This window comes from Funiculus sociatus GB2-C1 (assembly GCF_039962115.1).
Lineage (GTDB): Bacteria > Cyanobacteriota > Cyanobacteriia > Cyanobacteriales > FACHB-T130 > Funiculus > Funiculus sociatus.
Genome location: NZ_JAMPKJ010000006.1, coordinates 29,874 through 52,617, shown reverse-complemented (window position 1 = coordinate 52,617; position 22,744 = coordinate 29,874). Strand labels below are relative to the sequence as shown.

At 45.6% G+C, this 22,744-nt stretch carries 20 protein-coding genes and 1 pseudogene; 14 read left to right on the top strand and 7 right to left on the bottom strand.

All coding sequences use genetic code 11. The annotated features are described in order from the left end of the window. The first annotated feature begins 8 nt into the window (after positions 1 to 8). The 7 genes and pseudogenes from NDI42_RS04710 to NDI42_RS04680 form a co-directional block, all read left to right on the top strand. Positions 9 to 1,463: a DUF1802 family protein gene (locus NDI42_RS04710; RefSeq protein ID WP_190458323.1), complete on the top strand. Its 1,455-nt coding sequence runs from the start codon at positions 9 to 11 to the stop codon at positions 1,461 to 1,463. A gap of 545 nt (positions 1,464 to 2,008) precedes the next feature. Then, entirely contained in the window at positions 2,009 to 2,425 is a 417-nt protein-coding gene (gene pirA / locus NDI42_RS04705; protein WP_190458321.1) for an arginine synthesis PII-interacting regulator PirA, read from the top strand. A 451-nt stretch (positions 2,426 to 2,876) separates the two neighbouring features. After that, positions 2,877 to 5,483, top strand: coding sequence for a bifunctional aconitate hydratase 2/2-methylisocitrate dehydratase (gene acnB / locus NDI42_RS04700; protein WP_190458319.1), 2,607 nt, complete (start codon positions 2,877 to 2,879; stop codon positions 5,481 to 5,483). Between the two features lie 216 nt (positions 5,484 to 5,699). Beyond that, positions 5,700 to 6,596, top strand: a complete 897-nt coding sequence (locus NDI42_RS04695) for a pentapeptide repeat-containing protein (RefSeq protein ID WP_190458317.1) — start codon at positions 5,700 to 5,702, stop codon at positions 6,594 to 6,596. Between the two features lie 207 nt (positions 6,597 to 6,803). Continuing rightward, on the top strand, positions 6,804 to 7,229 hold the full coding sequence (locus NDI42_RS04690) for an endonuclease domain-containing protein (RefSeq protein ID WP_190458315.1): 426 nt from the start codon (positions 6,804 to 6,806) through the stop codon (positions 7,227 to 7,229). Then, positions 7,216 to 7,359 (top strand): hypothetical protein, encoded by a 144-nt coding sequence (locus NDI42_RS04685; protein WP_190458313.1) that lies wholly within the window; start codon positions 7,216 to 7,218, stop codon positions 7,357 to 7,359. Before NDI42_RS04690 ends, NDI42_RS04685 begins: the two co-directional genes overlap by 14 nt. A gap of 41 nt (positions 7,360 to 7,400) precedes the next feature. After that, positions 7,401 to 7,557: pseudogene (locus NDI42_RS04680) on the top strand (type II toxin-antitoxin system HicA family toxin); the annotation flags it as partial. A 114-nt stretch (positions 7,558 to 7,671) separates the two neighbouring features. Here the strand turns inward: NDI42_RS04680 and NDI42_RS04675 are convergent. The 3 genes from NDI42_RS04675 to NDI42_RS04665 all read right to left on the bottom strand — a co-directional run bounded on the left by NDI42_RS04675 (position 7,672) and on the right by NDI42_RS04665 (position 11,059). Beyond that, positions 7,672 to 7,908 (bottom strand): hypothetical protein, encoded by a 237-nt coding sequence (locus NDI42_RS04675; RefSeq protein ID WP_190458311.1) that lies wholly within the window; start codon positions 7,906 to 7,908, stop codon positions 7,672 to 7,674. Between the two features lie 728 nt (positions 7,909 to 8,636). Then, positions 8,637 to 10,439 carry an aspartate--tRNA ligase gene (gene aspS / locus NDI42_RS04670; protein WP_190458309.1) on the bottom strand — a complete coding sequence of 601 codons (1,803 nt, stop codon included), beginning with the start codon at positions 10,437 to 10,439 and terminating at the stop codon, positions 8,637 to 8,639. A gap of 308 nt (positions 10,440 to 10,747) precedes the next feature. Then, a complete protein-coding gene (locus NDI42_RS04665) occupies positions 10,748 to 11,059 on the bottom strand; it encodes a hypothetical protein (RefSeq protein ID WP_190458307.1) in 312 nt (103 codons plus the stop codon). Between the two features lie 226 nt (positions 11,060 to 11,285). On the opposite strand from NDI42_RS04665, the gene NDI42_RS04660 reads away from it, so the two are divergent. The 4 genes from NDI42_RS04660 to NDI42_RS04645 all read left to right on the top strand — a co-directional run bounded on the left by NDI42_RS04660 (position 11,286) and on the right by NDI42_RS04645 (position 14,523). After that, positions 11,286 to 11,816, top strand: a complete 531-nt coding sequence (locus NDI42_RS04660) for an orange carotenoid protein N-terminal domain-containing protein (RefSeq protein ID WP_190418002.1) — start codon at positions 11,286 to 11,288, stop codon at positions 11,814 to 11,816. A gap of 393 nt (positions 11,817 to 12,209) precedes the next feature. Next, complete coding sequence (locus NDI42_RS04655; RefSeq protein ID WP_190458305.1) at positions 12,210 to 12,959, top strand: hypothetical protein; 750 nt, start codon at positions 12,210 to 12,212, stop codon at positions 12,957 to 12,959. A 27-nt stretch (positions 12,960 to 12,986) separates the two neighbouring features. After that, positions 12,987 to 14,069, top strand: coding sequence for a pentapeptide repeat-containing protein (locus NDI42_RS04650; protein ID WP_190458303.1), 1,083 nt, complete (start codon positions 12,987 to 12,989; stop codon positions 14,067 to 14,069). Positions 14,070 to 14,151: 82 nt separating this feature from the next. Continuing rightward, positions 14,152 to 14,523 carry a roadblock/LC7 domain-containing protein gene (locus tag NDI42_RS04645; protein WP_190458300.1) on the top strand — a complete coding sequence of 124 codons (372 nt, stop codon included), beginning with the start codon at positions 14,152 to 14,154 and terminating at the stop codon, positions 14,521 to 14,523. Positions 14,524 to 14,633: 110 nt separating this feature from the next. On the opposite strand, the gene NDI42_RS04640 is transcribed toward NDI42_RS04645, so the two are convergent. Next, the gene (locus NDI42_RS04640; protein WP_190458298.1) at positions 14,634 to 15,200 is read right to left on the bottom strand and encodes a GTP-binding protein; all 567 of its coding nucleotides are present in this window, start codon (positions 15,198 to 15,200) and stop codon (positions 14,634 to 14,636) included. A 703-nt stretch (positions 15,201 to 15,903) separates the two neighbouring features. Here NDI42_RS04640 and NDI42_RS04635 point away from each other — a divergent pair. Together NDI42_RS04635 and NDI42_RS04630 are read left to right on the top strand one after the other, a co-directional pair. Continuing rightward, positions 15,904 to 16,446 carry a GTP-binding protein gene (locus tag NDI42_RS04635; protein WP_190458296.1) on the top strand — a complete coding sequence of 181 codons (543 nt, stop codon included), beginning with the start codon at positions 15,904 to 15,906 and terminating at the stop codon, positions 16,444 to 16,446. 213 nt (positions 16,447 to 16,659) lie between these two features. Then, positions 16,660 to 17,517 (top strand): DUF4388 domain-containing protein, encoded by an 858-nt coding sequence (locus NDI42_RS04630; RefSeq protein ID WP_190458294.1) that lies wholly within the window; start codon positions 16,660 to 16,662, stop codon positions 17,515 to 17,517. Positions 17,518 to 17,665: 148 nt separating this feature from the next. Here NDI42_RS04630 and NDI42_RS04625 read toward each other — a convergent pair whose 3' ends face one another. The 3 genes from NDI42_RS04625 to NDI42_RS04615 form a co-directional block, all read right to left on the bottom strand. Next, entirely contained in the window at positions 17,666 to 18,442 is a 777-nt protein-coding gene (locus NDI42_RS04625) for an ABC transporter ATP-binding protein (RefSeq protein ID WP_199311339.1), read from the bottom strand. Positions 18,443 to 18,546: 104 nt separating this feature from the next. Further along, positions 18,547 to 19,764, bottom strand: a complete 1,218-nt coding sequence (locus NDI42_RS04620) for an ABC transporter permease (protein WP_190444396.1) — start codon at positions 19,762 to 19,764, stop codon at positions 18,547 to 18,549. A gap of 49 nt (positions 19,765 to 19,813) precedes the next feature. Further along, positions 19,814 to 21,397: an efflux RND transporter periplasmic adaptor subunit gene (locus NDI42_RS04615; RefSeq protein ID WP_190458455.1), complete on the bottom strand. Its 1,584-nt coding sequence runs from the start codon at positions 21,395 to 21,397 to the stop codon at positions 19,814 to 19,816. 418 nt (positions 21,398 to 21,815) lie between these two features. On the opposite strand from NDI42_RS04615, the gene NDI42_RS04610 reads away from it, so the two are divergent. Beyond that, positions 21,816 to 22,697 (top strand): tetratricopeptide repeat protein, encoded by an 882-nt coding sequence (locus NDI42_RS04610; protein ID WP_190458293.1) that lies wholly within the window; start codon positions 21,816 to 21,818, stop codon positions 22,695 to 22,697. The last annotated feature ends 47 nt before the right edge of the window (positions 22,698 to 22,744 follow it).

The window sequence follows — 22,744 nt, the reverse complement described above, 5'->3', positions numbered from 1 at the left end:
GATGAAGTATGCCGCCAGTAAATTCCGTCAACCTTGATACTGCCTTAATACTACCAGCGCCAGACATTGAAGCGTTAATTCAAGGGAGAGCGATCGCAGCTACGCCTCGGACGTTCATTGATCCGGGGCGACAATTTGCCCTCTATCCTGCTGATGCTTCGATTAACTTGCTACCAACGGAGCAACAATATCGCCCGAATTTTTTGTCTATTGCTCAAACTGAATTTACCCAGCTAAATTCTGAAACAGTCACAATTAAAGCTTGGGCTAGGTGCGAATTGTGCCAAATTATAGATAATTCTGAAGCGTTAGAAGCTTTGTCGCGGTTGACAATTTGGACAACAGAAGCATTGCAGCAAATTCTGTCTCAACGTCCTTATATTTTTCTGACTTATTTGCGAGTTTATCCGCTACCTCAGCCGATAGAAGTTACGGTACATCCCAAGGGTAATTTTGTTTCTTTACCGAATCTCCTAACTGTTACTGAATCTTTGCCTGTATTGAGCGATCGCATCTTCTCCCAACGCCGACACCAGCTAGAACACAGACAGCCGCCACTGCATCCAGAATTGGAAGAATTGCAGAATGCGATCGCTCAACTATCCGCTGATAATCCAGCAGCGGAAGAACTGGATTGGGACATCAAAATATTTCTAGGTTGGAGTAGTGATAAGCCTACAAAGCGACTTGATTCAGATGGGTCTTGGATCGAGAAAATTGCACAAATAGGAAATTCCAGCGACGGTCATACCTTTGAAAAATTAGTTCGCAAAGGATTGTTGAAGTTAGGCTTCAGCGGTTCTGGACTCGATCCAAACTCAATGGGTGGAGCTGGAGGTATGGATTTCTATTGTGACGCCCCTTATCCAATGGTGGGAGAATGTAAGGCTACTAAAACAGAGAAAGTCCCTGATGGGACGCCTGCACAACTCCTTAAAATTGGCATGAACCATCTCGGTAAAACTCAGTACGAGCGTTCAATCAAGTTGATTGTAGCAGCGGGAGAATTAAATTTTTATGCCAGTAGGACAGCTACTGAGAATCAAATGAATGTCATTAGACCCGAAACGCTACAACGATTGGTAGAAATGCAAGCACAACACAAAAACTCTATCAATTTGTTAGAGCTAAAGCAGTGCTTGCAGCAAGCTCCCTTTGGATTGGCTGACGATAAAGTTAATCGTTACATCGATAAAGTTAACCAAGATATTAAGTTGCGATCGCATCTAGTCCAGCTTGTAAAAAATTACCTGCAAAACACAGGTTTAGATAATGGTGGAGTTGAAGCTTTACATGGTGCATATTTTGGTTCTAATCCACCTCAGCCATTAAAAACTGAGGAAATGCACGATATTCTGATTGAGCTTTCCTCGCCTTTAGCGGGTTACTTGGGACGAATTAAGGGTAGTGATTGGAGGAGCGATCGCTTTTACTTTCTGCGCGACTTGTCAATGGATATCTGAGATATAGAAAGTGATCGCTTCTATTTCCGGCGCAACTTGTCAGCTCAGGAATACTTCAGCTTTGGAGAGCGCGATCACATTCTTTGAAATATAATCATCAACTAGCGATATCTTTCTCAGCCTCATCGCATTGCGAATCAGATGCAAGTTGTAACTGTAAAAATTTTTGTGCTGGTTGTGGTGTGAAAAACCAAACTTAGTTCATCAAAATAATTAGCCTTTCTTTGAAAGTTAACCGCTTCTCTTGACATCTGGAACGCCACAAATCACCAGATGAATTACACCAAGCTTATCGTCCCCAGGTCATAGTGTGGCTCAGTGTCGTATCTACCAAAAGATATAAATGCTGCTTAAAGTATCTTAATCGTTGACGATTTGCTGGCGAAATGTAAAAATAGATACAGAAATAAAAATATTTAGTTCTTACCAGATGGGGATTCGCAGCCATCAATAGCGCTGGAGAATAGAAGTAGAGAGCGACGTCGTACTCCCAACCACCTCATTTAGTAAGAAATACTTAGGGAACTTAATTGGAGGCAAATTTTATGAAATTTTCTTATCGCGGTAGCAGTTATGAAAACACCTCACCCACGCTGGAAGTGACTGAAGGCGAAATTTTGGCTAAGTATCGGGGTCAAAATTATAAAGTTCAATATCCCAGACACGTTCAGGTTCCTGATGTGATCGTTAATTTAAAGTATCGTGGCGTTCCCTACATCGCCGGCAAAACCGGAACAACCGATACTCTAAAGCGGCAACATCTTGAACAATTGGTAAATTTACCGGAGTGCAAATTGTCAGTGGATAAAAACCGTCAAAAAATGATGGATGAAGCCGCTAGAATGCACTTGGAGAGTATTCGGCGCAGTCTGGAACACCGCATCCAGGTAGCCAAAGCTAACGGGGATGAAAACCTGATGCGCCTTCTGGAGGCAGAGTCGAAGCAATTGAGCGTGTGCTAATTAGGTGAAACTGATTTAAATATCTCTGGTAGGCAAGATGCCTGTCAGAGATATTTAATTTAGTAGTCTGCAATTAAAGTGCGATCGCGTTTTGACAGAAAAATATCGCACTCATCCCCCTAAAGGTGTAGAATTTGATCTAAGCACGAAATCTTCAAATCTGAAGACGACGGATTCCTGGTTTATATAAGTAAGCGGGCGATAGAGAGCGATCGCCTTTTTTTTGTGCAATGTTGCCGTCGAACAGCCAAGTTGCAGCAATCCGTACAAATCCTATTTCAATTTTTCACAATAATTAATAATGTTGATCTGCGTCTCAAGCAGTAGCAGCGACACTCTCTGTTCACTGGTGGCTGTGAAGCGCAGGTATCGAGATTGTATTCTCCAGGCGGAGAACCCAAAAGCGATTCGCCCCTAAATTTTGCTCTTAATTGTTTGTGGAGACTAGAAAATGTTTGAATCTTATCGTCAACACGTTGCTGAACGTGCGGCTTTGGGAATTCCCCCTTTACCCCTGGATGCCGAACAAACATCGCAACTGTGCGAAATGTTGAAAAATCCGCCAGCTGGTGAAGAAAAGACGTTGTTGGAATTGTTGCGCGATCGCGTTCCCCCTGGAGTCGATCCCGCAGCTTACGTCAAAGCAGGATTTCTCACCGCCGTTGCCAAAGGCGAAACCAAAAGTCCCCTAATTTCCCCCATCTACGCCATTGAGTTGCTGGGGACAATGGTAGGCGGCTACAACGTGCAATCGTTAATAGATTTACTTAAATCAGACGATGAATTGGCATCAGCAGCCGCAACAGCTTTAAGCAAAATCATGCTGGTGTATGATGCCTTCCACGATGTAGAGGAATTATCCGAAACTAATGCCTACGCCAAACAAGTAATCGAGTCTTGGGCGGCGGCTGAGTGGTTCACCTCTCGCCCCACTTTGCCCGAAGCCATCACTGTCACCGTCTTCAAGGTGCCGGGAGAAACGAATACCGACGATTTATCTCCCGCAACCCATGCCACAACTCGCCCGGATATTCCCTTACACGCCTTGGCAATGCTGGAATCCAAGCAACCGGGAAGTTTGGAAACCATTGTCGAGTTGAAGAAAAAAGGACATCCCGTGGCTTATGTAGGGGATGTAGTGGGGACTGGTTCCTCCCGGAAATCTGCGATCAACTCAGTGCTGTGGCACATTGGCAATGATATACCTTTCGTGCCGAACAAACGGGCGGGGGGATATATATTAGGGAGTGCGATCGCGCCCATCTTCTTCAACACTGCCGAAGATGCAGGTGCATTGCCCATCCAGTGCGATGTCAGCAAGATGGAAACCGGGATGGTAATTACCATTCATCCCTACAAAGGTGAAATTACCAACGAATCTGGCGAAGTTATTTCCACCTTCAGCCTCAAACCCGACACCATCACCGACGAAGTACGCGCCGGCGGACGCATTCCCCTACTTATCGGACGCACCCTCACCGATAAAATCCGAGTTGCCCTTGATTTAGAAACAAGCCCCATCTTCATCCGTCCTCGCCCACCCATCGACACCGGCAAAGGATACACCTTGGCACAAAAAATGGTCGGCAAAGCCTGCGGACTCGCTGGGGTGCGCCCTGGAACTTCCTGCGAACCAATCATGACCACTGTTGGTTCTCAAGATACCACAGGCCCCATGACCCGCGACGAACTCAAAGAACTCGCCTGTCTGGGTTTCAGCGCAGACTTGGTAATGCAGAGTTTCTGCCACACCGCCGCCTATCCAAAGCCAGTGGACGTGAAAACCCACAAAGAACTACCCGACTTCATCGCCCAGCGTGGCGGTGTCGCCTTGCGTCCCGGCGATGGTATCATCCACTCTTGGCTGAACCGGATGCTGTTACCAGACACAGTGGGAACTGGCGGCGACTCCCACACCCGCTTTCCCTTGGGTATTTCCTTCCCCGCAGGTTCCGGGTTAGTTGCCTTTGCAGCAGCTTTGGGCGTAATGCCGTTGGATATGCCGGAATCTGTTTTAGTCCGCTTCACAGGCGAGTTGCAACCCGGTATCACGCTGCGGGATATCGTCAATGCCATCCCATATATTGCCATCCAAAAAGGTCTTTTGACTGTCGAGAAACAGAATAAGAAAAACATCTTTTCTGGGCGAATTATGGAAATCGAAGGTTTGCCAGACTTGAAAGTTGAGCAAGCGTTTGAATTTACCGATGCCAGCGCTGAACGTTCTTGTGCAGGTTCCACAATTAAACTCAGTATCGAGACAATTTCTGAATATCTGCGTTCTAACGTAGCGCTGATGAAAAACATGGTAGCGCGAGGCTACGCCGATGCGCGTACCATCATGCGCCGCGTTGCCAAGATGGAAGAATGGTTGGCAAATCCCGTGTTAATGGAAGCAGATCCGGATGCGGAGTATGCAGAAATTATCGAGATTGACTTGAACGAAATCAAGGAACCAATTGTCGCCGCACCGAACGATCCTGATAACGTTAAGTTACTTTCTGAAGTTGCTAACGATCCAGTGCAAGAAGTATTCGTCGGTTCTTGCATGACCAATATCGGACACTATCGCGCCACCGCGAAGGTATTGGAAGGCGAAACAGCAGTCAAAACCCGCTTGTGGATTTGTCCTCCAACTCGAATGGATGAACACCAACTAAAAGAAGAAGGTGTTTATAGTGTATTTGATGCCGCAGGTGCGCGTACAGAAATGCCGGGATGTAGTCTCTGCATGGGAAATCAGGCGCGTGTGGATGATGGAACAACGGTGTTTTCAACTTCCACTCGCAACTTCAATAATCGCATGGGCAAAGATGCGCGAGTTTATCTCGGTTCTGCTGAGTTAGCAGCAGTTTGTGCAATGCTTGGTCGCATCCCCACAGTGCAGGAATATCTGGACATTGTGGCGAAGAAAATTCATCCTTTTGCTGGTGATTTGTATCGCTATCTCAACTTCGACCAAATCGCTAATTTTGAGGATGAAGGTCGCGTGATTGCCTTAGAGGATATGCCCAAGATTGAGGATATTTTGGGTATTCCATCTGGTGCGTTGCGCTAGTCCACCGTTAGATAAGCATAACCTGTAACAGCCCCCCTCTGCCATTGCAGAGGGGTTATTTATGGACTGAAAACTCTTAATCGTTTAGCTTGGTGGTAGATAAGTTTCCCGCCTATTCAATATTTCTGTATACCAGTGGGAACACTAAGTTCAAGCATGATTTGGCTTTTATATCGCTTGGCAACTCATTTGAACACGGATAGAGGTAAAAAAGGCATGAGATTTAGGATTTTGGCTATCGTAATATTGCTGATAGGCATTTTTATGATCTGCATTACAGAATCAGCTTTTGCTGAAAATATCAAAGATGTCAATAAACTATTGGGGAATAACTCCTGTCTCTGGTGTGACCTTAGTGGGGCAAACGTGAAGGGAGCTAACCTCAAAGAGGCTACCACAGGTTTTGCTGACATGAGTCGTGCCAATTTTAGTAAGGTTAATTTTAACCATGCTGACCTGAGTTCTAACGAGCTAAGTCTTGCCAACCTGAGTGGTGCTGACCTTAGCCGCGCTAATTTGAATAGCTCCAATCTAACTGGTGCTGACCTAAGCAATGCCAGCCTGTTTGAAGCCAACCTGAGTGGTGCTAACTTAGCTTATGCAAATCTAAGTGGCGCTAACCTGCGCCGTGCTAAACTCAGTGGTTTTGTAGGTGCTGCCAACTTAAGCGTTGCTAATCTCAAGGGTGCTAATCTTAAAGGTGCTAATTTGAAGGATGTTAGTTTGGTTGAAGCTGATCTGAGTGGCGCTGATTTGAGTGATGGAGTTGATTTAGGTAATGCAAAACTCAATGGTGCAAACTTGAGTGAAGCAATTTTGATAGGCGCAAATATGGAAAAAGCCCACCTGAGTTATACAAATCTAAGCGCTTCCGACTTGAGTTATGTCAATCTGAGCAATGCTAATCTACATGGTGCCAAGCTAAGTGGTACGAACCTAAAAGGGGCTAATCTGAAGGGTGCTATTCTGAATGACGCAGCTTTAGAAAATGCAAATCTGAGTGGTGCTGATCTGACTGGTACAGACCTGAAAGGGGCTAATCTGAGCGGAGCTGATTTGAAAGCCACTATTCTAACAGGGGCAATTATGCCAGATGGCATAACTCACGAGTAAGACCTTAAAAAATATCAGCCTCATAGCGATACTCTTTTGAAACTCAACAAATGTGATCGCATCCTCCGCCTATCGCCAAAAAACCTAACCCCCAACCCCCTTCCCTTCAAGGGAAGGGGGCTTCCGGCTCCCCTCTCCGCTTCGGAGAGGGGTTGGGGGAGAGGTCAACCATAATAAAAGATACCAATATATCTTCATACTTAGTCGATGAATAACCCAACACCCCAACATCCCTCATCACCGAGAAAAGAGGGAACTCGCAATATTGTTATTGGACAAAATGTAGCCTCAGCTAAAGTCGAACGTGCCAAAGAACTTCGCAAACAAATGACAGCGGAAGAAAAAATTATTTGGCAATATCTTCGTGCTAATCGATTGAATGGTTTCCACTTCCGCCGCCAGCAGATTATTAATGGATTTATTGTAGATTTCTACTGTCACGCTGTCGGATTGGTCGTAGAAGTAGATGGAGAAATTCACGAACAACAAGCTGAATACGATGCAGAACGTGACAAAGTTTTGTCAGCACGAGGATTGCGTTTGTTGCGAATTAAAAATGCACAAGTAAGAAAAAATATCGATGATGTTCTGCTGGATATTTACACCGCTTGTTGCGATTGTGAAGAAGCCTAACTCCCAACCCCCAACCCTCGTAGGGTTGGGGGCTTCCGGCTCCCCTATCGGCTTCGGAGAGGGGTTAGGTCAAACCGCGCGATCGCATCCTCATCTCAAACGTCGCGATCGCTTATTCTTCAGTCAGTAGGGAAATTCACTACGGTTAACTTGGCTTAACCTATCTCAAGTAAAAGAGACGATGGTTTGTATAGTCGCGATCTACAAGACGGGCGAAGGGTTGTTCCTATCGACATCGGAGCAAGAGAACTATCTACCCACTTATGTGTTGCGGATTTTTAGACAATTTGGCTTTATTAATCAAGAAATTGAGAGGCTTTTAGAGTGAGAAGTGAGAGGAATTTAGCGATCGCATCCTCATCTCAAACAGCGCGATCGCATTATCACTTCAAACAGCGCGATCGTATCCTTTCCCCAAACAGGGTGATCGCATACCAGAACTTTAGACCGCAGCTTTGTCTGGTTGACAGTCAAAAACCACCATAAAGGAAGCGTTGGGTGTCAGCTGACGCATCCGCTGCATATTACAGTCTGCATCACACCGACTGCGGAATCGAGCCACGGTCGCCTTCTGTCTATTGGGAAGGAGACGAACAATCGCCCAAGGATTGAGACGCTTTGTGTAGGCGATCGCACGAGTTTCTGATGTGGAATCGATTGAATCAGTATTTTGTGACACGAGCAATTTGTATCCGTAAGGAGTTTAGTCAAGGGCATTAGCAAATCTCTTGGCGGGGATCTACTAATGCCCTACATTTATCATTAAACTCCATTATCATAGCATTTGTCAATTGTCAATAATTAATATTAAGTTTTAGCTCCAAATTAATTGGAACGTTAAGTTAACTATGAACTGGAGAGCCTTGGACTTTTGCATAATGGTGAGGAGGAATACTGCGGCTTACTGGATTGCTTTATGTATAGAAAATGGGTGCTTAGGTCAGGAACCCAAAAAGCAGTCCTGAAGCGACTTAAAGAAGCGATCGCTTATTTTCGAGAAGCCTATGAGACAAAATCTTGTATTTACAGTCCTGCAATCATTATAGAAGAATTATGACTTTTTGATCGTATAAGGAAATGTTTGAAATTACTATATACTATGGTTTATATAAAAATAAGTAATCAATCATTGTGGAAATCACCATTACCAAGTTTGAAAAGATTGAAGAAATTTTTAAAAATGACGTTTTATTAAAACTAATGGATGAAGAACGACTTTTACAGGACGAATAATTTAACTATTATGAAGCGCTAAATAAGGAGAAAGACACGTGAATATATAAAGCGATTTTAAAAATATTGTGGCTTTGTCAGTGGAGATTTATCTCAAAAAGTGCGATCGCTAACCTTCCCCAAATAAAGAATTTGTTTCCTCCCCGTTAACGGGGAGGGTTAGAGAGGGGTTCTTTACTTGCCTTTCTCAGTAGATTTCGGCTTATAAGTCGAAGCCACCTGCAACTCCTTCAACTGCTTCTCATCCACACCAGAAGGCGCATTTGTCAGCAGACAACGAGCTTGCTGCGTCTTCGGAAAAGCAATTACATCGCGAATTGACTCCTCACCAGCTAATAGCATCACCAAGCGGTCTAAACCGTAAGCAATACCTCCATGCGGCGGAGTTCCGTATTCAAACGCTTCCAGCAAAAATCCAAACTTGTTATATGCTTGCTCTTGGGATAAACCAATCGCTTCAAACACCTGTTCTTGAACTTCTCGCTGGTAAATTCGCCGACTTCCACCGCCGATTTCATAACCGTTGAAAATCAAATCGTAGGCTTGCGCTCTTGCAGTTTTCAGGTCATGCACATCTTCGGGATGAGGAGCAGTAAACGGATGATGTAACGCCTCTAAACGCTTCTCGTCGGCGTTCCATTCAAACATTGGGAAATCTGTCACCCAAAGAATGTTTATCTTCTCTGGATCAATTAACCCCAATTCTCGACCAACTACTAAGCGCAAGCGGTCGAGAGTTTTATTCACCATATTAGAGTCACCAGCGCCAAATAGTAGTAAATGACCCGCTTTTGCACCAGTGCGCCGTAATAGTTCCTGCTTTTGTTCTTCTGTCAGGTTGTCTTTAATTGCGCCGATAGTGTCGATTTCGCCGTTATCTCGGACGCGAATGTAAGCAAGTCCTTTCGCACCCGCTTCGCTGGCTTCTTTAAATAAGTCGCCATCAGGTTTAATTCGCGTATTGGAAATAGCATCATTTCCCCCAGGAATGGGTAATACTTTCACAACGCCGCCAGATGCAACTGTACTACTAAAGACTTTGAAACCAGAGTCTTTAACTAAGTCCGAGACGTTGACGAGTTCTAAACCAAAGCGGGTGTCTGGTTTATCGCTTCCGTAGCGTTCCATCGCTTCGGCGTAGGTGAGACGAGGAAAAGGACAAGGTAAATCGATACCTTTAATTGTCTTGAAGATATGACAAACTAAACCTTCGTTTAGTTGGATAATTTCTTCTTGGGACATGAAGCTCATTTCCATGTCCAGTTGGGTAAATTCTGGCTGACGGTCGGCGCGGAGGTCTTCGTCGCGGAAGCAACGGGCAATCTGGTAGTATCGGTCAAAGCCGGATACCATCAGCAGTTGCTTGAAAAGTTGCGGTGACTGGGGTAAGGCGAACCACTCGCTGGGGTTGACACGGCTGGGTACGAGATAGTCTCTTGCGCCTTCGGGAGTAGACTTGGTGAGAATTGGGGTTTCTACTTCGATGAAGTTTTCGGTATCTTCGAGGTAGCGGCGAATGGTTTTAACGACTTGGTGACGCAACTGAAGATTATTCGCCATGCGATCGCGTCTTAAATCCAGATACCGATACTTTAGCCGCAAGTCTTCGCGCACGGGTTCAGTGTCCGAGATCGCCACCTGAAAAGGTAACTGCTTGTAAACTTGATTGAGCAGTTCTATCTTGTCTGCATAAATTTCCACTTCACCTGTGGGTAGGCGAGAATTTAGCGACTCTTCTGGACGCTGGGTGACTCGCCCGGTAAATTGGACTACATATTCGTTACGCAGCTTTTCTGCTTGTGCGTAAGAATCTGGTGTGCGTACAGGATCGCTGACAATTTGAACGATACCAGTGCGATCGCGCAAATCCAAAAATATCACACCCCCGTGGTCGCGGCGACGGTCTACCCATCCACACAGGGTAACGGTTTCTCCAATATGTTCTGCTCTAAGTTCGCCGCAATAATGGGTTCGCATAGTTAAACTGAAAAGAAGGCTTGAGGAATGGAATTATCGCTCTGACAATCTGGGAAAATTGGCAACGGCAAGTGTGCTATCTCCCCACGATAAACGATAAAAGCCTTCCCATTATGCAGCATTTGACTCCCACAACTAAAGCCCAACCCAATAGAGGTTGAGCGAATGTTCTAATAATTCTTTTTTCAAAAACTCCACACCTACGCGAAGCTCTGCCTTATCTATGTCACAGCTTAGAGGACTTTTTTGGCCATTTTTGTGTCAGCAGGATCGCCACTCTTGCCGCTTGACCCGGCTGCTGACTTTTCCTAATCGTCCTTTCTGGGGCTGACATCCTGCGCCATCTGTATATAATCAGCTGGGTTGCCTGTTGTATCTGGTGAGGATTTCATCTCTGTCGCTTCAGGTACTTTGAACTTAGGAGCTGTAGCAGCTTCAGCCGCTTCCGCACCACCACCTTTGCGGTCTACTTCACTAACGCTAAACGCTTTTGATGCTTCATAGTCAGCATCTAAATCAACTTTTTGTACTTTCTCTTCACCAGAAGCCATATTCTCAGCAGCTAGCTGAGCGTCATGGGTTGTAGCTTCACTAGGATTGGGTTTCACTTCTTCAGTCATAAGGAACTCCTATTTATTTAGACTTTTTTATCTGCGAGATCGATTTTAAGGGATTGATCCCCGTTACTTTGACTCTCTTGGGATAGATCCTCAATCTCCCGCTTCACCCGTTACCCAATCTGCGTCACCGAAGAAGCAAAAATTCTCTCTATTGGAGGGGGACTAAGGGCTGCAAAGTCTGATATTCCTAGTCTGGAAATACTAACTTTACTTTTGGATAGCTTTTATGATCCCAGACGAAAACACCATAAAAACTCAAGCTCTTTCAGATGAAACACAAAAAGTGGTTCAGGCTTTTGAAGCGTTGAACACCGACGATAAATTAGCTTGGTTTTATTATGTTTATAAAAAGATGGGAGACTCTATCACCCCAGCGGCTCCACAAGGAACAGATCCTGAACTGGCTCCCAAGCTGTTAGGAGACTATTTGCAATTGGATGATGATAAGCAACTGGCGATCATGCGAGAAATTGTTGAGCGCAAAGATACAGAATATTCTCGCGCCTATGGAGCATTGAAAGAAAATAATCAGTTAATGGTTTGGTACACTTGGTCGCAGGAAATGGGTAATACCGTGGTAGATATGCCTGCTGACTACCAAGCAAGCCAACCTATTAACGATTTGATGGGACAAATTGAAGGGCTGGACTTCGAGGGGCAAATTTCGATGTTCCGTACCATCGCAAGTGATATGGGCTATACCGATGTGAAACCCATTGCTTCTCAGGCGGAAACTGGCAAGACTGCAAGTTTGTAATCGATGCAGAAGATTGATACTCTTCCAGGCTGAGGCTGGGAGAGGGTTTGAGAACAGTAGGAGTGTTTCCGTTGTGCGAAACACTCCTGATTTTTGCGCGATCGCGAGGCTGGGGACTGGGAACTGGGGATTGGTGACTGGGGATAAGGAGTAATCGAAATCGAGTTTGGTTGGGGTAGTTACTTGACAAAAAGCGCAGGAGTTGAACTACCGATTCTTCTAATTATGTGTAATTACTTAAGGAAAAGTTCCACTTTCCGGAGATTACGAATCGCCGGGTCATGATAGCGTTATAGGCAACCCGCTTGAACGAAGAGTTCTACCGTGGTAATGTCTCAATTCCCCACACTGCCTCAACCAGAGCCTGAGAATCGATGTCCAGGCTGCTTGTATATGAAATTGCTAGGAACTCCAGTTCTACTAGAGCAACCAATCCAGCCTCTAGTCCTAACTTTTGATTCTCAGGCACAACAAAATGACATCGAGCAGATTGATTTGCACTTAACCATCAAGTTTAACGAGCAGTGGCTACCCCTGATGGGCGGTCGCATCAAGTTTGGCATCAAAAGTGGAGAACTAAAGCTAAAACTGGAAAATGGTGAACTTCCCTATGAATCCCGGCAGTTAATTGGTTCAATTGAGCTTATCCTTTCAGAAGAAAAGCAAAAGCCGGAAAAAAGTAACGAGCAACAGCGTCAAGAAGTTTCTTGGAGCAATCTACTACCTTCTTTGAATGGGAGTAAAGCTGGAGTTAGGGGGTTCGGTACACCAACGCGCAGAACAGAGAAGTTAGGAGCAACCACCTGTCAGATAACGACAACAGCTTTCGAGGAGAATCCCACCTGGATCTTTGAAGAAGATATGGGTGAGCCAGTTTTGAAAGGCAAAATCGAGAATATAAAGCTGGCAACATTGAATGTGAAAGTGCCTACTCGTGTAGAAGCAACTTTTGAAGTTTCCAAGCGAGATGTACATTTGACTGACGCACAAGGGTTATGGCCCCCAGACATTAGCCGCAATAAGAGGGCAGTTTTGGAAAGGCTGATTGTCCTGCGGGTGTTGGAACCAAAATTAAAGCCCTACCTGAGTCGGCAAGAATTGCATTTTGACATCCTCCCCGCTCCTATCCCTCCCCGCGTATAAAGGCGGGGGTTTCCAAGGAGGAATTTGATGACTGATGAAACATCTGTTCAGGAACTTCAAGTCCTGATCCAGCGTATTGTAGAAGCACAAACCGACAATCTCGATCAACTGGCGACAATTGCTGGTCTAAATCTTACTGAAGATTTTGCTGAGGCAGACCTGAGAGGTGCCGACTTGCGGGGTGGTAATCTCAGGGGTGCCGACTTGCGGGGAACTGACCTAAAGGGTGCTGCTCTTTGGGGTGCCGACTTGCGGGGAACCGATTTGCGGGGAACCGATTTGCGGGGTGCCGACCTGAGAGGAACTGACCTGAAGTATGCAAGTCTTAGGGGTTCCAATCTCAGGGGTGCTAATCTCAGGGGTGCGGATCTGGGCGATGCGAACCTGAGTGATGCCAACGTGGGGGGTGCGGATCTCAGTGATGCTAATTTGAGTAGTGCTGACCTGAGAGGAAGTGACCTGAGCGATGCTAATTTGGGTAGTGCGGATCTCAGCGATGCTAAACTCAGGGGCGCTAATTTGGGCAGCGCTGACCTGAGCAATGCCAGACTCAGGGGTGCTAACCTAATCCGTGCCTACTTGGGCGGTGCGAACCTGATCCGTGCTGACTTAATTCGTGCCTATCTGAGTGGTGCTGACTTGAGTGGTGCTGACCTGAGAAGTGCTTACTTAAGCGGTAGCAATCTCAAGGGTATCGATTTAAGCGGTGCTGACCTGGGGGGTGCCAGTATGATTCGTGCAAATCTGGCTCTTGCTGATTTGATGCGTGCTGACTTGAGTCTTGCCAACCTGAGCAGTTCTAACTTGAGCGGTGTCAATCTGAGTCTGGCTGACTTGATCCGTACTGACTTAAGTCTTGCCAACCTGAGCGGTACTAATTTGAGCGGTGCTAACTTGAACGGTGCTAATTTGAGCGGTGCTAATTTGAGCGGTGCTAATTTGAGCGGTACTGATTTGAGGGGGACTGAGTTGAGGGGTGCGAAGGTAGAAAATGCTCAGTTCGCAACGAATATGGGAATTTCGAGGGAGATGAAAGTTGATTTGATCAGGCGAGGAGCAGTCTTTGGGGATGCTCCAGGCGATCGCGCTGGAGTTTTGACTCCTTATTAAAGGATGCGATCGCTCTATTTGAGAATTCCTCAACTGATCACAACAAAAATCTTTTCTCGATCGCAATTAACGAGGTACGACAATGGCAATTAATACCGCTAAGCTTGAAAGCATTCTCCAAAATTTTGTCAGTGCTACCAGTGACGTTCAAGGTGCCGCACTTGTCTCTCCCGACGGTCTACCCCTAGCTTCCAGCTTACCGGGTGAGATGGACGAAGAACGAGTTTCTGCCATGTCCGCTACTATGCTGTCTTTAGGCGAACGCATTGGCACTGAGTTATCCAGAGGTATCCTCGACCGCATTTATGTAGAAGGCAGCAATGGCTTTGGTATTCTCACCAGCTGTGGCTCTGAGGCGGTCTTACTGGTCTTGGCGAGTAGGTCTGCTAAACAGGGGGTATTAATGCTTGAAATTAAGCGTCTGACGGCTGAACTAAAGATGGCTTTGCTTTAAGCATAGCTATTTGTTCAGGGTTAATTTTTGGATGATTAATTCCTTGCCACTTTAACTAATAAGCTTTTTAAACTTTAGCAATTTGTTGGCGATCGCGGCGCAATTCATCCTCAAGCCGCTTTGTCTCTTTTCTGGGAGAAAGCTGCTGATTTTTTGGAATTGAACTGATTTACCAAAGTAATCAAAGCTTTAACTACAGAAGCTTTTTCGGCTGGATTTACAATGACGATGGGAGGACGTTTTATCTTATTGGCGTATCCCAGAGCGATCGCTACATCCTTCTTAGACCAAGCTCCGGGGCAGTCTGTATGGGTTAGACCAATTACTACCGGGATTTGCACCCGCTGCTCCATGAAAGCCAAAAGCTGACGAGCTTGGCGGAAATCGCCTGGTCTATCAGCAGCTACTAGCAAAATATAAGCGTGCGCTCTCTGAATCAAGAGATCCCACATAAAATCAAATCTCGCATGGCCAGGGGTGCCATACAGATGCACCGCCATGTCAGGGCCAAAGTTTAGCCTTCCAAAGTCGAGGGCAATTGTAGTTTTTTCTTTAACTGATGTTTTATCTGTGGTTTGGCGATCGGTGTCTACCACTTCTATTTCACTGACCGAACGTACTAAGGTGGATTTCCCTGCACCCACAGTCCCTGTCACAATCAAGCGCATTAATTCCATTCGACTCTCCCAAAAAAACTAAATTTTGTTATTACCACTGGCACAGCTGATTGCTAGACCATTACAGGCAAGGCTATTTGATAGATTTTTCTAAAATTAGTGATGTGATTTTCTGCTTTTGGAAGTCTTCCTTGTTCTGCCACCTGCCTTGCTTAACATTTCGTAACTATTTATTAATCTAACACTATATAGATAATTAATTGTTATCATCTCCTAAAACAGTCTGAAGACAGAAAAGCTGAATAGCATCCTCAAACAAAAGTCATACCTCTTTAGATAGAGTTATTTAACAAATCACCATTTAATACTGATGCAATACATATCAGCAATGGAAATTATGGAGCTAGCGAGACTGGGCATCATTGGTAGATAAGCTACCTAGCTCACGTTGGTACTGTCTAAAATAGTTGTAGAAAAGTCCAATCTACGGTTAGATAACTTTGAGTGGTAAATCTAAAATCGTAGAAGGGGTGAGGTTTCCAGAGTAGCGATCGCAAGAGCAACTTGGACTTTCTCTGTCGAAAGTTCAACAAATTACTTTGGGGCTAATGGTACTTGATTGTATAAGTAATCCCCGTAATAACCTTTTTCTCAACGATTTCTTTAGATTGCTATCTACCACAGCAACCAGGCAAATCTTTGATTAAGCATAACTGCAATAATTCTTTTATCTAAAACTTGGTTTTTTACAGGGTAAAAATTGATGGAAATCATGCGCTTGGTTGTGACAGGAACGTTCGGGGCGGGAAAGTCAACCTTCGTTCGTAGTGTGAGTGAAATTGAAGTGGTAGACACTGATCGTCAAGTCACCGATGAAACAGGCGATCTCAAAGAAAAAACGACGGTTGCTTTAGATTTTGGTCGGCTGAACTTTGGTTCTGATATGGTTTTGCACCTTTATGGTACGCCTGGTCAGGCAAGATTTGATTTTATGTGGGATTTGTTAATTCGCAGATCCCATGCTTACATCCTGCTGGTAGACGCTCATCGTCCTAGCGATTTTCGGGCGGCTCGTCGGCTTCTAGCTTTCATGAAAGCGCGGGTGCAAATCCCCATGCTGATTGGTTTAACTCATATGGACTGTCCCGGAGCTTGGCAAGAGGAGGATGTAGCGATCGCTCTGGGATACATTAATCACAAAGATCGACCGCCTATGGTGTCTGTGGATGCAACCCAAAAAAGTTCGGTAATTCAGGCTTTGTTGATTCTGCTCCAGCACTTAATTTACGACTCGGCTGTTCGATAAACTGCATTAAAAGTAAGAATTTAATTACTAGTATTTCAATAAGTCAAATAAAAAACTATTTTATTAACTTTTTTATACTACTCATAAGGGAAAATGTAACGAAAAGTATAGTTTGATAAATATGGTTCAGAGATTTAACTATTATTTAAGCTAATACCCGCAGTAGAAGGCGCTCAAGCTGGTATTTAAACGGTCTGCTGAAATAGGAAAACTATGGCGGTTACTGGTTATTTAGCAGAATTTTCCTTGCCTGAACTTTTTCAGTTCCTCGATCAAGGACACAAGACGGGATTGTTGACGATTAATGGTTTAAGTGTAGATCGGAACCGAAATTCGCAATCCCACTATATCTGGGTGCATGAAGGGCGCATTGTAGCGGCTGCTGCAAGCCTGGATCAAAAAGGTTTACTCTCAATGATTTCCCAGCGGGGTTGGTTGAGCGATCGCGTTGTCTCCCGACTCGCTCAGGTTTTCTCGAATAAAACACCGATGGGGCTATGCCTGAAATCTCACGGACTTCTGGAAGCAGAACAACTGAAAGTGCTGTTCAAAAGCCAGGTATTGCGGCGAGTGTGTGCATTGTTCCAGCTACAGGATGGTCAGTTTGAATTTCAAACCAAAGTTCCTTTGCCCTTAGCAGAAATGACAGGTTTGAGCGTACCAGCAACAGAAGCAACCCTGATGAGTTTGCGGGCGCTACGAGACTGGACGGCGCTTAAAGATAAACTACCTGCCCCTACTTCTGGCTTGACAAGCGTAATTACAGGACAACCGCGCTTCCGGCTAGATGCCCTTGAGTGGCAAGTATGGGAGTTTGCCAAAGGGACTGTTTCCCTAGAAGCGATCGCGCAGCAACTCCGGCTACCTGTGGAGAAAGTGCAGCAAGCTGCCTTTCGCTTAAGCGTCCTCAGCCTAGCAGAAGAAGTGCCGCTGATTGCCCCATCTCCCGCACAGTTCAAGGATAATTCCGTAGTAGCTGTACCACAACTAATACAGGAGTCTGTCAGCAAGGGAAGCGTCAGTCAGTCGTTTCTGCAAAATTTGGTGAGTTTCCTACGCAGTAAAGTTTAAAAATCTAGCAACTAACTAAATTAAGGAAGCAAAGAAACCAGGTTTCTTTATTTAAAGTTAAAAATACCAACCTTACGTAGGAAAGAAACCCAACAAATGCTTATGCCTGTCGGGTTTCGTTCCTCAACCCAACCTACAATTTAACCAATCAAGAAACAGCTACCTGACCAATATCTTCTGGCTTCAGATGAGAGTGTAAAACTTCTCCATCGCGGAACCAGACGATGCGTTTAGTGAGACGTGCTACTTCTGGTTCGTGAGTCACCATCACAACAGTGATACCGCTGGAATTCAGTTCGGTGAAGATGTTCATCACTTCTTCAGTGGTTTTGGAGTCGAGAGCGCCCGTGGGTTCGTCGGCAAGCAGTAAGACGGGATTGTTGACAATGGCACGCGCGATCGCTACCCGCTGCTGTTGTCCCCCAGAAAGTTGATTTGGTTTATTATTCAGGCGATGCTGCAAACCCACGCGAGTTAAAGCTTCTGTTGCCCTTTGCCTTCTTTCGCCATTAGGTATACCAGCATAAACCATCGGCAACATGACATTTTCTAACGCCGAAAGTTGAGGCAAAAGATGGAATTGTTGGAACACAAATCCAATTTTACGATTGCGAATTTTAGCTAATTCCGAGTCTCCCAGTTGAGACACATTCACGTTATCTAAATAATAATATCCGTCGGTTGGTTGGTCGAGACAGCCGATAATATTCATAGCTGTGGACTTGCCCGAACCAGATGCGCCCATAATTGAGCAATACTCGCCCTCTTCCACGATTAAGCTAACACCAGCAAGGGCGCGAACTTCTGTGTCACCGATGCCGTAGACTTTGGTAATATCCTCAAGTTGAATAATTGGTTTTTTTGAAGGGCTGAGGACTGAAGACTGAGGACTGAGTGAGGAATCAGAACCGTATATATCTTGCATTTATTTAGCTGTAAAACTCAGGACTCAAAACTCAAAATGGGCGCGTTTAGTCAATATCTTGGTGAGATGCCAAGCTTATTCTAGAACCGCCCCTACAAAACTTTTTAAGCGCTTCGCAAAGCTACAATTGGATCGAGTTTAGCTGCTCGTCGTGCGGGGACGACACCAAAAAATAAACCGATCCCACCGGAAACACTGACAGCAACGATAACAGCTACAGGTGAAATGCTGGCTTTCAAAGGAGAAAAGGCGCTGACAAGCGAAATTCCCCCGACACCCAGCATAGTACCGAATAAGCCACCAGCTGCTGAGAGAATCACTGCCTCGATGATAAATTGAATCAGGATATCTTGCTCTTGTGCGCCGATAGCCTTGCGGAGTCCGATTTCCTGGGTGCGTTCGGTGACGGAGACAAGCATAATATTCATTACGCCAATGCCGCCGACAAAGAGGGAGATGGCTGCGATCGCTGCTAACATCAGTGTCAATCCGCTGGTAATCGTATTGACGATTGTTAACAAGTCTTTTTGGCTTCTGACGGTAAAGTCATCCTCTCCGTTGATTTTGTGCCGTAACCGCAGCAAATTTTCCACCTGAAATTTAGCTGCCCCTGTGCTATCTTCATCTTTGGCGGAAAGAGAAATGGCGGTTATTTCCAAACCATAAGGTGATGTCCGTCCGACGATGCGGTTAGCTACGGTGGTAATTGGCACATAAACGGTTTCATCGGGATTATCTCCCAACGCTGAGCCTTTAGGTTTCATAATGCCAACAACCTGAAAGCTGAGATTTTTTATCCGCAGTTGTTCGCCAATGGGATTTTGGTTATCAAACAGTTTTTTTGCCAACTCAGGCCCCAGCATCACAACTTGGTTACTCCGCTTGATATCTTGCTCGGTGATAAATCGTCCGGTTTCGACATCAAAGCTTCTCACTGAGAGATAATCGGAAGTTGTGCCAAGAATGGTGGCGTTAGTATTTTTGTTGCGGTAGGTAACTAATTGTCTGGTATTAATTTGGGGAGCGACTTCTTTAACAGAAGGCACTTGGGTAGCGATCGCTCTCGCATCTTCCAGTACCAGGGTTTTCGGCACCTCTAACGTAGTATTTCGAGTTGCCTGAGAACCGGGAACCACAAACAGCACGTTTGGCCCAAGTGCCTCAAATTGTTCTGATGCCAGCCTTTGCGCTCCCTGCCCAATCCCTACCATCGCAATAACTGAGGCATTACCAATCATAATGCCCAACATGGTGAGACTACTACGCAGTTTGTTTGCCACTAGCGTTGTGGCTGCCATTTTGACGCTTTCGAGAATGTCCATAGTGAGCGTGCTAATTGCTAATTGCTAATTGTTCCAAAGGTATTAGTATTTATTCCTCCTTCGGTTTTCTATCTTTAGGTAAGTCAATAAACACGCGATCGCCTTGTTTTATCCCTTCCAAAATCTGCGTTTGGTTTTCAATAGTTGAACCTATTGTTACTTCTTGAAACTTCGGTTCATTATTCTCACTGGGTATCAGTACGCCCGTCTTACCTTTTTCCGTCACAATCGCCACCGTAGGCACCACCAAAGCATTATTCACCGCTTCGCCGACAAACGTCAGATCCACATTCATTCCCGAACGCAGTTGCTCCTTACCAGTTTCTAGCGCTACCCGCACCTGAAAAGAGGTGACATTTTGCTCAACCACCGCTTCTGGAGCAATCAAGCGCACCTTACCTTTAAATACTTGGTCAGGATAGGCATCCGCCACAATTTCTACAGCTTGTCCCTGTTTAATTTGTCCAACATCCACCTCTGGGACTTTAGCGAGAATTTCTGAATCTCTAGCAAGGGCAACAATTGAACTCGAAGTAGCAGAAGCAGTACTGGAAGCAGAAGTTGTGGGGGTAACGAAAGCTCCTTCTTGGGCATATTTCTGCGTCACAATGCCAGCGAACGGAGCAACTATCACCGTATCAGATAGCTGGACTTGCACCGCCTGCATCGAAGCTCTAGCAGCATCAGCAGCGGCTTTAAGCTGGGCAATTTCCTCTGGTCGCGTTCCATTTTCTAACTGACGCAAGGCTGATTGTGCTTCTGCCACATCAGCTTGACGCTGGGAAACTTCTTCGGAACGGGTGCCGCTTTGCAGCTGTTTTAAGGCTTGCTGCGCCTCTGTTAAGGCAGCTTGTTGCTGCTCAATTCCTTGGCTGGTGCTGTTTGTCCGTTGCTCAAGTCGTCTTTGGGCTTCATTAACGTTGGCGGTGGCGTTGCGGTATTCTGTCAAAGCTTCATCCAACTGGTCTGTAGCCACTGCTCCCTGATCGGCTAAGAATTGATAGCGTTTCACCCGTTTTTGCGCCAAATTTTCTCGCGCTTTGGCGGCTTCGACTTGAGCCTTGGCTTGATCAATTTCTGTAGAACGACCATTCTGAGCATCTGCTAGACGCGATCGCGCTTGCTGCAATCTGGCTTGCGCTTGGGCGATTTCCTCTGGACGAGAGCCATTTTCAGCTTGCTGCAAACGAGCTTTCGCCTGAGACAGTCTTGCTTTTGCCTGAACAATTTCTTCAGGACGACTACCAGCTTGAGCCTCTGCTAGACGGGCTTCCGCTTGTTTAAGATTAGCGAGTGCTTGTGATAGTTGCGCCTGAAGCTCTCTATTCTCCATCTGGGCAATCTTTTGCCCCGGCTGCACTTTGTCCCCTTGCTCGACGTACAATTTCGCCAGAGTCCCAGATGTTTTCGGGCTGAGGTTGACGCTTTGCAGCGGCACAACGGTTCCATTGGCGGCGATCCGTACTTTCAGGCTTTGCGATTTTACAGGTACGGTTAGTGTCTGGATATCTAGTTGGGGCGAACTCCGACCCATAACGAAATAAGTCGTACTAGCTACCAGGATGCCTGATGCTAGCAGCCCGATTATCCAGCGAGAAGGATTCTTGACTTTTCCAATTAGGGGAAGTTGCATTTGTGGGGTATTCACTTCAGGCAATACGGATTGTTTTGGGTTTTATATGGTGATTTTTATTACTAATCTAATGAATTATTTCTAAGTAATAAATTTTTTCATCTCGTAGAACAGGCATCTTGCCTACCATTAGCTTTGAGGCGGTGGATACGTCCCACCTCCCCAAAAATAGCTAAATATTTTTATGTTTGGAAACACCTAACCGGGTGAATTACAGTAAAAGCTTCTACTAAGGGGAGTTGTTATCCTTTCTTTATGTTAGCGTTGACGGATTTTCCAGGGTTTTTGTGTCCTTACGGTTTACCGTAACAGGGACGAGCAAAAATTGATAGGTGGCTGTGGCTCTCGATTTTTGCCAGAATCATTTAGATTATGTGTAATGTGGCTAAAGATTTTTCGCAATTTTTGAGGCGGCACCGTGCCTAAGCGTATTCCTTTATTTTCTCTTCTCGTTGTCCTGGGTTTATGGAGTGTACAACCCGCCTTCGGGCAGGCACTCATACCTTATACGCTGCAACTGGATGCAAAAGAACTAGAGCAGCAGGGGTTGAACCTGGCACAAGATGCGGCTCAGTTGGCGCGATTCCAGCAATACGATCTGGCGCTGCCAAGGGCGCAGCTGGCAACTCGGCTGGCTCCCCAAAGTTATCAAACCTGGTTTCTGCTGGGCAGTTTGTACTTGCAAGCAAAGGAAGTAGATAAGGCAATTAATGCCTTGCAACAAGCTAGAACCCTGAAACCCGATGATGCCGGAATTCTATTTGCTATAGGAAGCGGGCATTTTCAGCAGGCAAAGTATCAGGAAGCTGTTACAGCTTTGCAATCGGGGTTGAAGATCAAACCCGATGTACCAGAGGCTTTGTTTGATTTGGGCAATGCCTACTACAGAATGCAACGGTACCAAGAAGCGATCGCGCAATACCAAAAAGCAGTCGCTAAAGAAAAGAAATTCTGGCCTGCGATTAACAATATTGGGCTGGTAATGTACGAAATGGGCAATGTGGAGGGGGCGCTAAGTCAGTGGCGTTCGGCAGTTGCCATTGACAAAGATGCCGCAGAACCCCAGTTAGCTATAGCAGTAGCGCTGTATGCCAAAGGCGACAGGGAAAAAGCTGTGCTTTTGGGAGAGACTGCTATTCGCTTAGACAATCGCTACGCCGATGTGGATTTTCTCAAAGAGAATCTTTGGGGCGATCGCTTGATCTCAGAAACTCAAAAGTTCCTGCAAATCCCCCGGATACAAGAAACCATCGCCCAAAGCGAACCTCCATCGGAACAACCGCAAGCTGCACCAGAATAAGGGATTGGGGAATTGGGAATTGGTAATTGGGAAGTCTCCCACTCTCT

Bases quoted from the DNA above. Each gene is read 5' to 3' on its own strand.
- NDI42_RS04710 (WP_190458323.1), top strand. From the start codon at position 9: ATGCCGCCAGTAAATTCCGTCAACCTTGATACTGCCTTAATACTACCA.
- pirA (WP_190458321.1), top strand. From the start codon at position 2,009: ATGAAATTTTCTTATCGCGGTAGCAGTTATGAAAACACCTCACCCACG.
- acnB (WP_190458319.1), top strand. From the start codon at position 2,877: ATGTTTGAATCTTATCGTCAACACGTTGCTGAACGTGCGGCTTTGGGA.
- NDI42_RS04695 (WP_190458317.1), top strand. From the start codon at position 5,700: ATGAGATTTAGGATTTTGGCTATCGTAATATTGCTGATAGGCATTTTT.
- NDI42_RS04690 (WP_190458315.1), top strand. From the start codon at position 6,804: ATGAATAACCCAACACCCCAACATCCCTCATCACCGAGAAAAGAGGGA.
- aspS (WP_190458309.1), bottom strand. From the start codon at position 10,439: ATGCGAACCCATTATTGCGGCGAACTTAGAGCAGAACATATTGGAGAA.
- NDI42_RS04665 (WP_190458307.1), bottom strand. From the start codon at position 11,059: ATGACTGAAGAAGTGAAACCCAATCCTAGTGAAGCTACAACCCATGAC.
- NDI42_RS04660 (WP_190418002.1), top strand. From the start codon at position 11,286: ATGATCCCAGACGAAAACACCATAAAAACTCAAGCTCTTTCAGATGAA.
- NDI42_RS04655 (WP_190458305.1), top strand. From the start codon at position 12,210: ATGAAATTGCTAGGAACTCCAGTTCTACTAGAGCAACCAATCCAGCCT.
- NDI42_RS04650 (WP_190458303.1), top strand. From the start codon at position 12,987: ATGACTGATGAAACATCTGTTCAGGAACTTCAAGTCCTGATCCAGCGT.
- NDI42_RS04645 (WP_190458300.1), top strand. From the start codon at position 14,152: ATGGCAATTAATACCGCTAAGCTTGAAAGCATTCTCCAAAATTTTGTC.
- NDI42_RS04640 (WP_190458298.1), bottom strand. From the start codon at position 15,200: ATGGAATTAATGCGCTTGATTGTGACAGGGACTGTGGGTGCAGGGAAA.
- NDI42_RS04635 (WP_190458296.1), top strand. From the start codon at position 15,904: ATGGAAATCATGCGCTTGGTTGTGACAGGAACGTTCGGGGCGGGAAAG.
- NDI42_RS04630 (WP_190458294.1), top strand. From the start codon at position 16,660: ATGGCGGTTACTGGTTATTTAGCAGAATTTTCCTTGCCTGAACTTTTT.
- NDI42_RS04625 (WP_199311339.1), bottom strand. From the start codon at position 18,442: ATGCAAGATATATACGGTTCTGATTCCTCACTCAGTCCTCAGTCTTCA.
- NDI42_RS04620 (WP_190444396.1), bottom strand. From the start codon at position 19,764: ATGGACATTCTCGAAAGCGTCAAAATGGCAGCCACAACGCTAGTGGCA.
- NDI42_RS04615 (WP_190458455.1), bottom strand. From the start codon at position 21,397: ATGCAACTTCCCCTAATTGGAAAAGTCAAGAATCCTTCTCGCTGGATA.